The following is a 15,768-nucleotide window of genomic DNA, read 5'->3' as shown; positions in this document are numbered from 1 at the left end:
CTCAGCGCCTCCCCAGAAGGCCCTGGGGCCGGATATACATCACGAACACGAGCAGCAGCAGCGCCGGAATGGTGCGGTAGGCCGGCGAGACCAGATAGGCCGTCAGCGTTTCGAGATAACCGACCACGAAGGCCGCGATCAGCGAGCCGGAGACGCTGCCGAGGCCGCCGAGCACCACGATCGAGAACGCGCTCGCGGTCAGCGGTCCGACGCTGTAGGAGCTGACGCCCAGAAACATGCCGAGCAGCACGCCGGCGATGCCGGCGAGGATCCCGTAGATCCCCCACACCACGATGTAGATGTTGGTGAGCTCGAGGCCGAGTAGCGTCACGCCGCGCGGGTTCATCGACGCCGCCAGCACCGCCTTGCCGGTGCGGGTGCGGTTCACGAGCAGCCACAGCAGTGCGATGACGAGGCAGCACACGATCGCCGTGAAGATCTCGTTCTTCGGTGTACGGACGCCGAGGATCTCGACGACGCCCTCGACGATCGGCAGCACGGTCTTGGCGTTGTTGGTGAAGAAATAGGCGATCAGCTCCTGGATCATGATGCCCCAGAGCAGCGTACCCGTGAGGACGAAGATCTCCTTCTCCTCGTTGGGGATGCGCCGGGAGTCCTGAATGGGCTTCACCACCGCGAAATAGGTCGCAAAGGCGGTGAGGAGGGCGACGGCGACCCCGATCAGTGCACCGGCATAGGTGCCGACGTTGAGGATGCTGGCGGCGGCCCAAGCCGCCACCGCTGCGGCGACCATGATGGCACCGTGGGAGAGGTTGAGCACGCCGGAGACGCCGAAGATCAGGGTGAAGCCGGTGGCACCGAGAGCGTAGAGAGCGCTGATGGCAAAGCCATCGATCAATATCTGGAAAGCTCGCATCTATGATTGGCCGGGTGGCAGCCGAACTGCCGCTTTGAGGAAAGGTGCTGCGGAGAGCCGCATGTGGAAGCTCCCGGGAGGTGGTCCCGGGAGCATTTCCTGCTAGTTGCTGAGCTTGATGAAGCTCGGGAACTTGACGTCGACCTTGGCGACGTCCTTGGGCCAGACCGCGCTCTGCTTGCCGTCCTGCCATTGCAGCATCAGCCCGGTGATCAGGCCCTTGCCATATTTGATCGAGTGGGTGAACGGATCGTCCTTGCCGTAGAACTGGACGCGGCCGATCGTGCCTTCCCAGTCGGTCTTCTCCAGCGCGGCGACGAGCTTGTCGGCGTCGGTCGAGCCGGCGCGCTTCACCGCGTCGGCGATGTAGTAGACCTCGTCATAGGCGGTGTAGCCGGCATAGGAGGGATAATTGCCGAACTTCTTCTTGAAGTTCTCCGCGAACGGCACCGATTTCGGCGTCACCGCGACGCCGGGCCCGGAGACGCCCTGATAGAGCACGCCTTCGGCCGCCTGATTGGTGTCCTTGCCGAAGGTCTCGTTGGTTGCCTGCGAGGAGATGCCGAACATCGGGATCGGCACCTGCTGGTTCTTCCACTGCACCGTCGGCTGCACGCCCACATGGGAGATGCCGGTGATGATCACATCGGGCTTGGAGCCTTCGATCTTGTTGAAGATCGGCGTGAAGTCGGTCGTATCGGGCGAGAAGCGGATGTGGTCGAGCACCTTAAGCCCGATCTTGGGCAGGCACTCCTCGTAGCCGAGGTCGAGCGGCTTGGTCCAGGCGGCGTCCTCGCTCATGATGACCGCGGTCTTCATGTGCATCCTGTCGACGAGGAGGTCCTTGGCGCCGTCGCAGACCGAGAGCGCCAGCGCGGCCGAGGTCAGATAGCCGTGGAAGGTGTACTTGTTCTTCTCGTAATCGGCGTGGACGCTCTTGCTGATCTCGTTGGAGGCAGCACCCGGCGTGACGAATGGCGTCTTCAGCCGCGAGGCCCAGGGCTCCAGCGCCAGCACGACCTCGCTGATATAGCTGGCGATGACCACGTTGACCTTGTCCTCGTTCACCGCGCGCTGGAACGCACGCACTGAATCCGCCGACGAGGAGTGATTGTCGTAAGAGATGATCTCGATCTTGCGGCCGTCGACGCCGCCATCGGCGTTGATCTCGTCGGCGGCAAGCTGCGCCGCCTGTGGAATGGAGGCGCCGGCGATCGCCTGCGCTTCCGCGATCACGCCGATCCTGAGGGGATCGGCCGCCAGTGCCGCGCTTGATGCCGTCATCAGCGCGCCGACCGAGGCCGCACCGAGGGCTATTCGCAATGCAACAGAGAGTCGTTTTTTCATGTTGTTCTCTCCCTTTGAACAGGCCTCTTGTGAGCCATTATGTCGCAACTATAACGGCGACGGCATTCTCGGCAAGTGAAACCGCGTTCAGGATTGGGAGAGACGGACTAAAGTCTAGCGCTGCGCAAATTGCGGGCAGGATAGGTGCGAGACACCCATGACGCGCGCAGGCATGCAGATTCTGTCGGCGGGCATGCGTGAGCGTTGAAGCCTTGGAGTCGGAGCCTCGGAGCGTGCGGTAGCCTACAAGACGAGCAGCGATGCCGGTTCAGCGCGCTTGCAGCAGTGATGGATCGAGCGGCCTCAATCGGGCCGGATCGAATGGCGACAAGTCTACACGCGTCGCATCCTTGGCGATCAGCTGCGCCAGCGCTTCGCCGGTGGCGGGCGCATTGAGGATGCCCCAGACATTGTGCCCGGTCGCAACATAGAGGCCTTCGCTCCGCGGCACCTTGCCGATCAACGGAAAGCCGTCCTCAGTCACCGGTCGGAAGCAGGCCTGCTGCGCGATGATCTTTTCGGGACGAAACAGTGGCGACAGCCGTTCGCACATGATTTGCAGGCGCGCGATCGCATCGACGTCCGGCGTCACGGCCGCCGGATCGAGCGGCAGCGGCGCGATGTCCGAGAGTGCGGTGATATGCGTGCTGCCGTCGGCTCGCGGAAAGACCTCGATCGACACGGCGCTTCCGTCCTCGTCATACTCCAGGAACAACGCATCGGCGGGCACGTTGGGGCCGATGTCGTACACGATGCTTGGGCTGCGCTGGCCATAGACAGCGGGCAGGCGCATCCATTGCGCGGCGAGCAGCGACCATGGCCCCATCGCGATCACGACAGCGTCCGCCTCGACGAGGCTGCCTTCGACCTCGACACCCTTCGCGGTCGTGCCATTCGGGTCGCGCACGATGCCCGTGATGCGGCCGATGCGAAGCTCGGCGCCTTGCGCGACTGCGGCGTTCATCACGGCCGACGTAAATTTGCGGGGATGAACGATCGCAGTCGTCTCAGTCGTACCGATGCGCTGCGCGATGACGACGCCGTCGGCGAGCCAGCCGAGCGCGGATGGTGCATTCCGGCGCGGATCGGCGTCGGATGCAACAAAGCCGCTATACGCGGTCATCGGGCGATAGCCCCAATCGCCCGCGATCTCCTGCGCCAGCTGCGCGTGAAGCGCAAAGCTCCGCCGCGCGAGTGCGTCGAGCGGCGAGCTGGCGCACCAGTCACGCGCCAGAAAGCCGCCGGCCTTGCCGGAGGCTGCGGCCGCGACCTCGGTCCGTTCGACCACGACGACCTCGATGCCGTGGCGCCAAAGAAACAAGGCGGTGCAGGCCCCGATCACGCCGCCGCCGCAGATGATGACGCGCATGGCTTGTTCCTTGGATAGTGCTGCGCTGACGTGCGCAACATCGCCTGTTCGGCACGATCGTTCAGGCCAAGATTGCCGCTTCGCCGCTAGAGGTGCAATTCTGTCGTATATCGAATGTCGTCACTCAACGATCATGCGAGCGTCATAAAGAATCACAAAAGCGTCATGCCGCAAGCCGCCAATGGAGCAGGCGCTGGGGCGAACACTCTACGGGGAGGGTAAACCATGGCGCTCAGATTCCGCAGCATCGACGGCTCCAACAACAATCGTGCGGATCCCACCTTGAACCAGGCCGACACCGACTTTGCTCGGCTGGGGCCGGCAAATTTCGTCGATGGGGTCAATGAAATGACGCCAGGTCCGAATCCGCGCGAGATCAGCAACATTGTCGTGGCGCAGACGGATATTGGTGATGGCGAGGAAGGCCCGCATCTGGTGGATGACGCCGGCGTCGCGCTGTCAGGCATGATGTATGCGTGGGGCCAGTTCATCGATCACGATCTGGATCTGCAGAAGGAGGGCACAGGCACGGATGATATCTCGATCAAGGTCCCGGCTGATGATGAGTTTCTGCCGCCCGGCAGCATGATCGCGTTGACGCGGGTGGCGATCGATCCTGCGACGGGGGTCACCGGGCATCCGGCAGCTGCGATCAATACGGTGACGGGTTGGCTGGACGGATCGCAGATCTACGGTTCCGACGCGGCCACCGCAGCGAGCCTGCGAACGGCCGACGGCCATATGAAGGTGTCGGCGGGAGACAATCTCCCGATCGTCGAGACCGAGCACGGCAACGTCTTTGCGGCCGGTGACGTACGGGCGCAGGAGAATCCCGACCTGACCGCCTTGCAAGTCTTGTTTGTGCGCGAGCACAATTACCAGGTCGATCGACTGCACGAGGACCATCCGAACTGGAGCGGCGACAAGCTATACGAGACGGCCAAGGCCATCACCACGGCCGAGATGGTCAACATCACCTACAACGAGTTCCTGCCGCATCTGTTGGGCGAGGACGCCATCAAGCCGTACCAAGGCTATGACCGCACGGCGGACGCGCGGATCACCGAAGAGTTTGCCGGTGCGGCCTTTCGCTTCGGTCACTCCATCGTCTCCGACGAGATCAGTGCGACCAGCAATCTGGGTGCCTTTACGTCGGAGCAGACGCTGGCGCAATCGTTCTTCGAAGACACGGCGACTTTCAAGGCGACTGGTGCGGATGGCCTGCTGCGGCATCTGTCGGGGGACCTGGCCAACCCGCTGGACGCTCACATTGTCGATGGCTTGCGAAACCTCCTGTTCGATCCTCCGGACGGCATGGATCTGGCAGCGATCAATATCCAACGCGGCCATGATCTTGGGCTGGGTACACTGAACCAAACCCGGGAGGCGCTGGGGCTTGCGCCTTACACCAGCTTCGATCAGCTCAGCTCTGATCCGGCGACGGCAGCAGCGTTCGAGAAAGCCTATGGTTCGATCGATGCCGTCGATTTGTGGGCCGGTGGATTGGCTGAGGATCATGCGCCAGGAGCCGTCATCGGGCCCACCTTCGGCACAATCATCGCCGACCAGTTCGCCGCTTTGCGCGACGGCGATCGCTACTACTTCGAGAACCAGGGCTTCGATAAGCAGACCCTGAATGAGATAAAGAACACCACGCTGTCGGACCTCATTCTGCGCGACACCGATACCACTGCGATGCAGAGCGATGCCTTCGTCGCCACCGAGCGGCACAGCGGCACGCTGGGCGGCGTAGACCCGACCGGAGAAAAGGCTGCAGCAGGCATGGCGCAGCTTGTGGTCGGATCTCCCGGCAGGGATACCCTGACAGGCGGAGATCTGGATGACACGCTGGTCGCCGCGGCCGGCCGCATGACCATGACCGGAGGTGCCGGTGCCGACACATTCGAATTCGACCTTGGTCATCTCGCAGGTAAGCACAACACCGCGGTCATCACCGACTTCGATCCCAAACAGGACAAACTGCAATTTTCGAACGACGTTCACGTCACGAAATCATCTGACCATCATGGCGGAACGCTGTTGCAGGTCGGCTCCGAGACCATCGACCTGCTGGGCGTAAAGCCGCATGAGATGCATCTTCACGAATGGGGATAATGCTGGGTCGCTTCAAACGAGCAATACAGCATCATTCGGCGCCGGCGGGGCACGCCGGCGCCGTGTCGTGATCCTGCTCGTCCCGCGTCAGCCTGGGCCGGCGCCTTGCGTCGCCGTGTACACGGCGTAGAGCGACTGGCTCGCGGCCATGAACAGGCGGTTGCGCTTGGGGCCGCCGAAGCAGACATTGCCGCACACTTCCGGCAGGCGGATGCGGCCGAGCAGCTTGCCCGCCGGCGACCACACCGTCACACCGCTATAGCCGACGGCGCGCCCGGCGTTGCTGGAGGACCAGACATTGCCGTTGACGTCGCAGCGCAGGCCGTCGGGCCCGCACTTCACGCCGTCGATCACGCAGTCGCTGAACTTCTTCGCGTTGGAGAGCTTGTTGTCGGCGCCGACGTCGAACACGAAGATCTCGCCCTTGCCGCCGGGCCCGGTGTCGCCCGGTCCCTTGCCGGTCGAGGCGACGTAGAGCTTCTTGTAGTCCGGTGAGAAGCACAGGCCGTTGGGATCGGGCACCTGCTCCTCGGTGACGACGAGGTCGATGCGGCCACTTGGATCGATGCGATAGCAGTTGGTGGGCAGCTCGCGCTTGCCCGGCACGAAGCCGGCCGGCTGTCCGATCCGCGGATTGAGCTTGCCGCCTGCATTGCTCGGGCCGCCCGCCACGTCGGGCTCGCCTTCATAGAGCTGGCCGCCATAGGGCGGGTCGGTGAACCAGTAGCTGCCGTCGGGATGCGCGGCGACGTCGTTCGGCGAGTTCAGGCGTTTGCCCTGGTACGAATCCGCGAGCACGGTGGCGGTACCGTCATGCTCGTAGCGCGTCACCCGCCGGGTCAGATGTTCGCAGGAAAGCTGCCGGCCCTGGAAGTCGAACGAGTTGCCGTTGGAATTGTTGGAGGGCGTGCGGAACACGCTGACGCGGCCGTCGTCCTCGGTCCAGCGCATCTGCCGGTTGTTGGGGATGTCGCTCCAGAGGAGATAACGGCCCTGCGCGCTCCAGGCCGGGCCCTCGGCCCACAACAAGCCGGTGTAGAGGCGCTTGATCGCGGTGTTGGGCTGCGCCAGATCGTCGAAGGACGGATCGACGGTGATGATGTCGGGGTCCGAGAAATAAGTCGTCGGCGCGCCGTTGGGGCCGAAATCGCGCGGCGGGGTGGTGATCGTCGTTGGCGGGGCGGCAGGTCCGGTCTGGGCCAGCGCAGGGCCGGCCACGGTCGCCGCAGCGCCGAGCGCAAGTCCCCGCACAAGTGTTCGTCGTGAAAGCGCAGCATCCTGGTCACGCTGCTCTGGGCGTTTCATCGCGTCCTCCCGGTTATGTTCGGCTGGCCGGTTGATCCGGCCGAGCGGGCGAAGGTTAGTCCGGTCCGCGGCCGGTTGCGAGGGGCAGGTGCGCATCCTCCGCGCGATGGCAGGCTTGCGAAGGCTGGAACGCGGCGGCATTGCGGCGAGGCGAGGGCAGAAGCGGCAATTCGTCCCGGTCTCGTCGTTCGGGGCATGTCGTCGCGCTTTGCGCGGTTAACCGGTGCCGTTTTTAGGACCTGTCAAGCCTTGACCTCACGCGCGATGATGGCAGAACGTTTCCGGGGTATCAGCCGGAGTTCATTGTGTTAGCCGTTGTCGCACTGGTCATTGCGCTCGCCATCGCGTTCGCCGCCGGCTATTTCACCCGCGATCTCGCCTCCCGCAAACGACGCGCGGAGGCGCGCCGCTGGCGCGAATATACCGAGCCGGGTTGGCTCCGCGCCGCCGCACCCGCCAACACCAACGAGATCGTGCCCCCGGCCACCGGCGAGCTTGGCCAGATGCTGGATCGGTGGGAGAGCAGGGCCCGCGCCCGCCGCGCGGGATAGCCTGACCGCAACGCGGGTACGGGGTGCGACATCCGGACGACCTTCCCGTATATCGCTCCGGTCTCGTGGGTCCCTCGCGCTGCCCGGCGACACCGTCGTATTTCCAGCCTACGTAATTCGGATTTGCCGTATGAGCCGCGCGATGACGGACCGGTCGTCGCGCCGTACATTGCAGATCTGGCGGCAGGTCAGTCCTCCTGACCATCTTTTGGCGTTGCGGTTGCAGCCATTTCTCGTCTAGAAACGGCGCATCGAGCCTCCCGGCAACCAACCGTCAACGGTTTTGACCGAGGATTTGAGGGCTCAAAAGGGTCTGGCAATGCTGATTCGCGGCCAAATTGATGGGATTTCGGGGGAGGTGGCTCTGGCCGCCGCCACGATCCCGGCCGCGCTGCTGCCCACCCTCCTGATTGGCGGCCTTCTTCTTACTTGCCCCTGAGGGCCGGCTGGGCGCCATGCGCCTGGGCGCTCAGGGGTTGGTCGAGATCACCGGACACCTCAAGCGCCCAGCAGACTGACGGCGCAAAAAAGCTCAAAAGGAATTTTGCAATGGCCCCCGTGAACAAGTCCGATAAGGACCGCGTCATCATTTTCGACACCACGCTGCGCGACGGCGAGCAGTGCCCCGGCGCCACCATGACGTTCGAGGAGAAGATCGAGATCGCCGAGATGCTCGACGACATGGGCGTCGACGTCATCGAGGCCGGTTTCCCGATCACCTCCGAAGGCGACTTCCAGGCCGTCAGCGAGATCGCCCGCCGCTCCAAGAACTCGGTGATCGCCGGCCTGTCGCGTGCCAACCCGAAGGACATCGACCGCTGCGCCGAAGCGGTGAAATTCGCCAGGCGCGGCCGCGTCCACACCGTGATCGCGACCTCGCCGCTGCACATGCGCGTCAAGCTGAACATGACGCCGGAGCAGGTGATGGAGCTCTCGATCGCCAACGTGACCCGCGCCCGCAACCAGATCGACGACGTCGAATGGTCGGCCGAGGACGCCACCCGCAGCGAGATGGACTATCTCTGCCGCATCGTCGAGGCCGTGATCAAGGCCGGCGCGACCACCGTCAATATCCCCGATACCGTCGGCTACACCACGCCCGAGGAATATGCCCGTTTCATGCGCACGCTGATCGAGCGCGTGCCGAACTCCGACAAGGCGGTATTCTCGGTTCATTGCCATAACGACCTCGGGATGGCCGTGGCGAATTCGCTGGCCGGCATTGCCGGCGGCGCGCGGCAGATCGAGTGCACCGTCAACGGCATCGGCGAGCGGGCTGGCAACGCTTCCCTCGAGGAAGTCGTGATGGCCATCAACGTCCGCAACGACGTGTTTCCGTGGTGGAACAAGATCGACACCACGCAGCTGACGCGCGCCTCGAAGGTCGTGTCGGCCGCAACCTCGTTCCCGGTCCAGTACAACAAGGCGATCGTCGGCCGCAACGCCTTCGCCCATGAGAGCGGCATCCATCAGGATGGCGTGCTGAAGGACGCCTCGACCTACGAGATCATGCGGCCCGAGATGGTCGGGTTGAAGCAGTCGTCGCTGGTGCTCGGCAAGCATTCCGGCCGCCACGCCTTCGTGCACAAGCTGGAGGAGATGGGCTACAAGCTCGGCGCCAACCAGCTGGAGGATGCGTTCACGCGGATGAAGGCACTGGCCGACCGCAAGAAGGACATCTACGACGAGGACATCGAGGCGCTGGTCGACGAGGAGATGGCGGCCTCCCACGACCGCATCAAGCTGACCTCGCTGACCGTGATCGCCGGCACCCACGGCCCGCAGCGCGCGACCATGAAGCTCGACGTCGACGGCCAGATCAAGATCGAGGAAGCCGAAGGAAACGGGCCGGTCGACGCGGTCTTCAACTGCATCAAGGCGCTGGTGCCGCATGAGGCAAAGCTCGAGCTGTATCAGGTCCATGCGGTGACCGAAGGCACCGACGCGCAGGCCGAAGTCTCGGTGCGGCTGTCCCATGACGGCCGTTCCATGACGGCACGCGCAGCGGATCCGGATACGCTGGTGGCCTCGGCCAAGGCCTATCTCGGCGCGCTCAACAAGATCGTCATGAAGCGCCAGCGCGATACGGTGACGACGGCAGCGGCGAGCTGACGCTTCATCCTCTCCAGTTCATCGGCAAACGCGGCGCCCTCGGCGCCGCGTTTTTCGTTTGGCACACGATCCCGTCATGTGGGGGGGCATCGCAATAAATATGTTATTAACATGTCATGTTAACATTCCATTAACCGGCAGCGTCGCGCGCCCTTGCTGCTGGAGAATTTGGAATGCCCCTTTCCGCTGGTTCGATCGCCTTCACCGGTTTCAACGGTGACGGCAACGATAATTTATCCTTTGTCGCCCTGACCGACATCCCGCAGGGCACTGTCATCAATTTCACCGACAGCAACTGGAACGGCTCCGCCTTCGCAACCGGCAGCAACGCCGAAAGCACGATCGCCTGGACCGCGACCGGCGCGATTCCCGCTGGCACCGTCATCGACATCAACAACATCGGCAAGGGCACGTTCGGCACCAGCGCCGGCTCGGCCACCTTCACCAACGCCAACAATACCGGCCTGTCCAACGACAGCGAGGTCGTCTACGCCTATGTCGGCACCTCGACGGCGCCGACCTTTCTCGCCGCGATCTCCAATGTCGGCTATGCGACCTCAGACGGCACGCTGACCGGCACCGGCCTCGTTGCCGGCCAGACCGCGGTCAGCTTCACCGGCGGCCTCGATATCGTCGGCTATAACGGACCGCGCTCGGGCTTCGCCAGCTTCGCCGACTACCTTGCCGCGATCGGCAACACCGCCAACTGGGCCACCCAGAACGGCAGCGGCGACCAGAGCACCGACGGCACCACGCCCGACGCGCCGTTCCCGACCACCGCCTTCACCGTGGCCGCGCCCGCCACGCAGACGATCTCGTTCTCGTCGCCGAGCGTGTCGGTTGCCGAGGGGCAGAGCGGCACCAAGACCATGACTTTCACCATTGCGCGCACCGGCGGCACCACCGGCGTGCTCAGCTTCTCCGGCAGCTTCGCCGCCGGCACCACCGATGCGACCGATTTCGGCGGCACGCTGCCGGCCTCGACCTTCAGCGGCAGCTTCGCCGACGGTGCGTCCTCGGCGACCATCACCATCACGATCTCCGGCGACACCACCGCGGAGCCCGACGAGAATTTTACGCTCACGCTCACCAGCGCCAGCAATCCGGGCGCGGCGGTTACGATCGGCACCGCGACGGCGACCGGCACCATCGCCAATGACGACGGCACTCTCGTCTCCGGCAACTCGTCGAACCCGATCACGCTGGCGAACAACGATCATCTGACCGTCCTCGCCGGTGCGACCCTGTCGGGCTCGACCCCGGTCACCTGGATCGGCGGCAGCACCTCGCCCGGCGCGCTGGTCGACAATTCTGGCACCATCACCGGCACCAGCCGCGCGATCGCCACCAGCGGCTCGACTAGCGGCAGCCTCACCATCAACAACAAGGCCGGCGCCACCATCACCGCGACCAAGGACGCTGTGAAGATCTCGAACCTGGTCTCGGGCAAGAGCGGCACCTTCACCGTCAACAACGAGGGCACGATCTCGTCGACGGGGACCGGCGGCAATGCCGGCCAGGCGCTCGATCTTGACGACATCAATTCGAGCGGCGCCAATACCGTCATCAACAACGCGGCAACCGGCGTGATTTCGGCGGCCGATGCTGACGCGATCCGGCCCGGCGCCAACGCCACCATCAACAATTACGGCCAGATCGTCAGCCACAATGCCTCGTCCGGCAACGACGCGATCGACTTCCAGTCGGTCAACACCGGCGGCGTGGTCAACAACTACGCCGGCGGAATCATCGACGGCGCCCGCCACGCCATCACCGGCGACCAACCGATCACCGTCAACAATGACGGCACGATCACCGGCCGCAGCGGCTCCGGCATCAACATGGACAGCGCGCCGAACTCGACGACAACAGTGACCAACCGCGGCACCATCACCGGCACGGCGGTCGGCGGTGCTGACGCCGACGGCGTCGATGTCGACGGTCTGGTCTCGATCGACAATTTCGGGACGATCGCGGCGGTCGGCCTGACCAGCGGCGCCAACGGCCTCAACGAGGCGCTCGCGATCGGCGGCGGCTTCGTCCACAACGAGGTGGGCGGCCTGATCATCAGCGATCAGCGCGCGATCACCGTGGACGACAGCAATGACGGTAGCGCCTTCGGCGTCACGACCATCATCAACGACGGCACGATCCGCGGCAACAACGGCGAGGCGATCTCGATCGTCGGCACCTTCGGCGACACCGTCACCAACACGGGCGGCATTTTCGGCAGCGTCGCCACCGACGGCGGCAACGATACGCTCACCAACAGCGGCTCCATCATCGGTGACGTCTCGATGGGCGCGGGCGACGACAGCATCAATCTCGCCACCGCTTCGATCGTCACCGGCACGATCGACGGCGGCGACGGCGTCGACACGCTGGTGCTGTCGGGAAGTGGCTCCGGTTCGCTCCTTGGCACCGTCGTCAATGTCGAGAAGCTCGACGTCAAGAGCGGCGTCTGGCGGATCAAGGATGCGTCCGGCTATTCCGACATCCAGGTCGAGAGCGGCGCGGCGGTCGTGCTGGAGGGCTCGGCCAATGGAATGGTGGTTGCCGCGGGCGCCGCGCAGCTGGTGTTCGGTCTGGCCTCGAACTCCGTGATCTCGGGCAATCAGTACATCCAGATCGGCGGCTCGGCCGACGGCACGACGATCGAGGCCGGCGGCGACCAGGATATCCTCGGCGGTGGTATCGCGACCAACACCACCGTGGACGGCGGCACCCAGAACGTCTTCGGCGTTGCGATCCAGACCACGGTCGCGAATGGCGGCTTCCAGCACGTTCACAACAATGCTTTCAACACCATCGTCAATGCCGGGGGTGAGCAGAACGTCTACATCGACGGCAGTGCGACCGGATCCACCATCAATGCCGGCGGCATCCAGATCGATTGGGGCTTCACGATCATCACGACGATCAGCGGCGGCGGTCAGTACGTGTTCGGGTCGGCGAGCCTCACGACGATCAATTCGGGCCTGCAGGCCGTCGAGAGCGGCGGCACGGCCTCGGACACGACGATCCATGGCGGCGGGCAGGACGTCTATCTGGGTGGAACCGCGATCAACACCACCATGGATGGCGGCGTCCAGTCGGTCTATGGCGGCACGGTGGTCCAGACCACGATCAGCAATGGCGCCCTCCAGTATCTCCACGGCAACGCGTCGATGACGACGGTCAACGCCGGCGGCCAGCAGAGCGTCTACGCCGACGGCACGGCGACCGGCACCACGATCAATGCCGGCGGCGTCCAGATCGATTGGGGCGCCGCCAGCGCCACCATCGTTAACGGCGGCGTGCAATATGTGTATGGCAGCGCGACCGGCACGACGGTCCTGTCCGGGACGCAGCACGTGCAGGCCGGCGGCAGCGCTGATGACACCACGATCGGCTCGGGTGCGCTCGCCTTTGTCCATGCGGGCGGGACGATCGACGATGTGATCTTCGCCGGTCCCAATGCCTCGCTGGTGCTGGCCCAGGCGTCGGCCTTCACGGGAACGATCTCCGGCTGGCAGGGCCATGACAGTCTCGATCTCGGCGACATCCTGTTCAGCGACGGTCTGACCTCGATGGCCTATGCGCAGAATGGCGACAACACCGGCGGCACGCTGACAGTCTCCGACGGCGCCCACGTCGCGACGCTGCACTTGCTCGGTCAGTACAGCGCGGCCGATTTCGCGCTGTCCTCGGACGGGCACGGCGGCACCCTGATCACCGATCCGGCGGTCGCGCAGCAGGCCCAGCTCGCGCCGGCGCTGCACGGCTGAGGTTGCGAGAGGCGGCAGCGGCGATGGCAGGGTTTCCCTGCCATCGACCTGCGTGAGCCAGTCCAGCAGATTTCGCCTCCGGATACCGCATTTTTGCAAGCCGCCCCCTGCTAAGGGGCAATGGCGCCTGTGCCCGCTTCCCTATAATCCTGCCTTCAAGTCTTGAATCTAGGGCTTGGGGGCGACGGTTCGTGCCCCACCAAAAAACGTGCGGGAGGAAGCATGCGGAAACTCATTTGGGCTGCGGCATCGGTTGCGGTCTTGACCGGGGCGTTGGCCCTGACCGGGCCGGCATCGGCGCAATCGCCGATCATCATCAAGTTCAGCCACGTCGTCGCCACCGACACGCCGAAGGGCAAGGCGTCGGAGAAGTTCAAGGAGCTCGCCGAGAAGTACACCGGCGGCAAGGTCAAGATCGAAGTCTATCCGAACTCGACGCTCTACAAGGACAAGGAAGAGCTCGAGGCGCTCCAGCTCGGCAGCGTGCAGATGCTGGCGCCGTCCAACTCGAAGTTCGGCCCGCTCGGCATCCGCGAATTCGAGGTGTTCGATCTGCCTTACATCCTTCCGGACCTGAAGACGCTGCGGAAGGTGACGGAAGGCCCGCTCGGCCTCCGGCTGCTCAAGCTGCTGGACTCCAAGGGTATCACCGGCCTTGCCTATTGGGACAACGGCTTCAAGCAGATGAGCGCGAACAAGAAGCTGGTTACGCCCGCCGACTACCAGGGGGTCAAGTTCCGCATCCAGTCCTCGCGCGTGCTGCAGGCCCAGTTCAAGTCGCTCGGCTCGCTGCCGCAGGTGATGGCGTTCTCGGAAGTCTATCAGGCGCTGCAGACAGGTGTCGTCGACGGGCAGGAGAACACCTGGTCGAACATCTATACGCAGAAGATGCACGAGGTGCAGAAGTACATCACCGAGACCAATCACGGCTACATCGGCTACGTCGTGATCGTGAACAAGAAGTTCTGGGACGATCTGCCGGCCGACATCCGCGATCAGCTGTCGAAGGCGATGAAGGAGGCGACCGACTTCAACAACGCGCAGTCGCAGAAGGAGAACGACGACGCGCTGGCCGAGATCAAGAAGAGCGGCAAGAGCGAGATCATCAAGCTCACGCCGCAGCAGGACGAGGCGATGCGCAAGGCGATGGAGCCGGTCTACAAGGACGCCGCAGGCCGCGTCGGCCAGCCGCTGATCGACGAGTTCCTCAAGGAATCGGAGAGCACGACGAACTGATCAGGATCGACCATCAATGAAGGGGCTTCCGTGCAGCCTGCGCGGAGGCCCTTTTTGTTGCAAAACATTTCAGTCTGCATCTGAATGGACATTCAGGGGAGTTACATCTTCGTAAGAACGCTCTCTCTGTCCAAGTTGTAAGTTGCGCGTCAGCCGTCCGGCGCTCATCCTCACTGGCATCCTTCCAGAGGAGGTCCGTATGAGGAAGTTCACCATCGCCGCCATCGCCGTGCTCAGCATCGCCGGCTCGGGCGCGGTCTATGCCCAATTTCATCGCCCGTGGATGGAGCACTTCCGCCACGTCCGCATGAACCCGGAGGACCGTGCCGCCTTCGTCGACGCGCGGATCGCCGCCGTCCATGCCGGGCTGAAGCTCAACGCCGACCAGGAGAAGCTGTGGCCGCCGGTCGAGGCAGCCGTGCGCGACTTCGCCAAGCTGCGCATCGACCGCGCCAACGCACGGATGAATGCCGGCCCGGGTGACGCCGGCAAGAACGCCGACAAGCCCGAGGATCCAATCGCCCGCCTGCGCCAGCGCGCCGAGGACATGGGCGCGACCTCCGCGGCCCTGAAGAAGATCGCCGATGCCGCCGATCCGCTCTACAAGACGCTCGACGAGGGCCAGAAGCGGCGCCTTGCCGTGCTGACCCGCCACCGTGGCCCGTTCGGCGGCGGTGGGGACGGCCCGTCCCGACACTTCATGGAACGGGGCATGGACCGCATGATGGAGCGCGGCATGGACCGCTTCCACGGCGACCGTTTCGACCGTGACGGCGGCCCGGACCGGGATCGCGAGGGCCGGCTCTGAGCCACCCCGTATTTCCCGAGGAATTAACCCCGGGATTGGCCTTGGCGAAGCCGCTGGAATCCAGCGGCTTTTCGCATTTTCGGGCCTGTGGAAGAACCTTGGAAAACATGCGCCACATCGCTTGCCATACCCGGATCGCTTTGCTAAACGACCGGCCTCGCAAGGCATTGACCGCCTTTCGGGCGCATAGCTCAGTTGGTAGAGCAGCTGACTCTTAATCAGCGGGTCCCAGGTTCGAGCCCTGGTGCGCCCACCATATAAATCAAGCACTTAGCATCTGG

Annotated in this window: 10 protein-coding genes and 1 tRNA gene; 7 read left to right on the top strand and 4 right to left on the bottom strand. The window is 64.2% G+C overall.

Annotation, left to right across the window (positions count from 1 at the left end; all coding sequences use genetic code 11):
• Position 1: 1 nt before the first annotated feature.
• The 3 genes from AB7245_RS34145 to AB7245_RS34135 form a co-directional block, all read right to left on the bottom strand.
• Complete coding sequence (locus AB7245_RS34145) at positions 2-877, bottom strand: branched-chain amino acid ABC transporter permease (RefSeq protein ID WP_063981675.1); 876 nt, start codon at positions 875-877, stop codon at positions 2-4.
• A 102-nt stretch (positions 878-979) separates the two neighbouring features.
• A complete protein-coding gene (locus AB7245_RS34140; protein ID WP_439035465.1) occupies positions 980-2,224 on the bottom strand; it encodes an ABC transporter substrate-binding protein in 1,245 nt (414 codons plus the stop codon).
• A gap of 268 nt (positions 2,225-2,492) precedes the next feature.
• Positions 2,493-3,593: an NAD(P)/FAD-dependent oxidoreductase gene (locus tag AB7245_RS34135; protein ID WP_439035464.1), complete on the bottom strand. Its 1,101-nt coding sequence runs from the start codon at positions 3,591-3,593 to the stop codon at positions 2,493-2,495.
• Between the two features lie 225 nt (positions 3,594-3,818).
• On the opposite strand from AB7245_RS34135, the gene AB7245_RS34130 reads away from it, so the two are divergent.
• Entirely contained in the window at positions 3,819-5,708 is a 1,890-nt protein-coding gene (locus AB7245_RS34130) for a peroxidase family protein (RefSeq protein ID WP_439035463.1), read from the top strand.
• A gap of 87 nt (positions 5,709-5,795) precedes the next feature.
• On the opposite strand, the gene AB7245_RS34125 is transcribed toward AB7245_RS34130, so the two are convergent.
• Positions 5,796-7,013, bottom strand: coding sequence for an SMP-30/gluconolactonase/LRE family protein (locus AB7245_RS34125; RefSeq protein ID WP_439035462.1), 1,218 nt, complete (start codon positions 7,011-7,013; stop codon positions 5,796-5,798).
• A gap of 305 nt (positions 7,014-7,318) precedes the next feature.
• Here AB7245_RS34125 and AB7245_RS34120 point away from each other — a divergent pair, with 305 nt between their 5' ends.
• The 6 genes from AB7245_RS34120 (at position 7,319) to AB7245_RS34095 (ending at position 15,743) form a co-directional block, all read left to right on the top strand.
• Positions 7,319-7,564 (top strand): hypothetical protein, encoded by a 246-nt coding sequence (locus tag AB7245_RS34120; protein ID WP_063981680.1) that lies wholly within the window; start codon positions 7,319-7,321, stop codon positions 7,562-7,564.
• 549 nt (positions 7,565-8,113) lie between these two features.
• The gene (locus AB7245_RS34115) at positions 8,114-9,676 is read left to right on the top strand and encodes a 2-isopropylmalate synthase (protein ID WP_085401585.1); all 1,563 of its coding nucleotides are present in this window, start codon (positions 8,114-8,116) and stop codon (positions 9,674-9,676) included.
• A 173-nt stretch (positions 9,677-9,849) separates the two neighbouring features.
• Positions 9,850-13,443, top strand: a complete 3,594-nt coding sequence (locus AB7245_RS34110) for a beta strand repeat-containing protein (protein ID WP_439035461.1) — start codon at positions 9,850-9,852, stop codon at positions 13,441-13,443.
• Positions 13,444-13,665: 222 nt separating this feature from the next.
• Positions 13,666-14,679, top strand: a complete 1,014-nt coding sequence (locus AB7245_RS34105; RefSeq protein WP_439035460.1) for a TRAP transporter substrate-binding protein — start codon at positions 13,666-13,668, stop codon at positions 14,677-14,679.
• Between the two features lie 199 nt (positions 14,680-14,878).
• Positions 14,879-15,487 carry a Spy/CpxP family protein refolding chaperone gene (locus AB7245_RS34100; protein ID WP_094184102.1) on the top strand — a complete coding sequence of 203 codons (609 nt, stop codon included), beginning with the start codon at positions 14,879-14,881 and terminating at the stop codon, positions 15,485-15,487.
• Positions 15,488-15,667: 180 nt separating this feature from the next.
• Positions 15,668-15,743, top strand: a tRNA-Lys gene (locus tag AB7245_RS34095).
• Positions 15,744-15,768 lie beyond the last annotated feature (25 nt).

Origin of the sequence: Bradyrhizobium sp. 604_D8_N2_3 (assembly GCF_051810765.1) — a bacterium.
Classification (GTDB): domain Bacteria; phylum Pseudomonadota; class Alphaproteobacteria; order Rhizobiales; family Xanthobacteraceae; genus Bradyrhizobium; species Bradyrhizobium barranii.
This window is presented reverse-complemented; position numbering and strand designations above follow the sequence as displayed.

What these genes read in the sequence shown, in the direction of transcription:
- AB7245_RS34110 (WP_439035461.1), top strand. Translation starts at nt 9,850, where the DNA reads ATGCCCCTTTCCGCTGGTTCGATCGCCTTCACCGGTTTCAACGGTGAC.
- AB7245_RS34140 (WP_439035465.1), bottom strand. Translation starts at nt 2,224, where the DNA reads ATGAAAAAACGACTCTCTGTTGCATTGCGAATAGCCCTCGGTGCGGCC.
- AB7245_RS34145 (WP_063981675.1), bottom strand. Translation starts at nt 877, where the DNA reads ATGCGAGCTTTCCAGATATTGATCGATGGCTTTGCCATCAGCGCTCTC.
- AB7245_RS34105 (WP_439035460.1), top strand. Translation starts at nt 13,666, where the DNA reads ATGCGGAAACTCATTTGGGCTGCGGCATCGGTTGCGGTCTTGACCGGG.
- AB7245_RS34135 (WP_439035464.1), bottom strand. Translation starts at nt 3,593, where the DNA reads ATGCGCGTCATCATCTGCGGCGGCGGCGTGATCGGGGCCTGCACCGCC.
- AB7245_RS34115 (WP_085401585.1), top strand. Translation starts at nt 8,114, where the DNA reads ATGGCCCCCGTGAACAAGTCCGATAAGGACCGCGTCATCATTTTCGAC.
- AB7245_RS34125 (WP_439035462.1), bottom strand. Translation starts at nt 7,013, where the DNA reads ATGAAACGCCCAGAGCAGCGTGACCAGGATGCTGCGCTTTCACGACGA.
- AB7245_RS34100 (WP_094184102.1), top strand. Translation starts at nt 14,879, where the DNA reads ATGAGGAAGTTCACCATCGCCGCCATCGCCGTGCTCAGCATCGCCGGC.
- AB7245_RS34130 (WP_439035463.1), top strand. Translation starts at nt 3,819, where the DNA reads ATGGCGCTCAGATTCCGCAGCATCGACGGCTCCAACAACAATCGTGCG.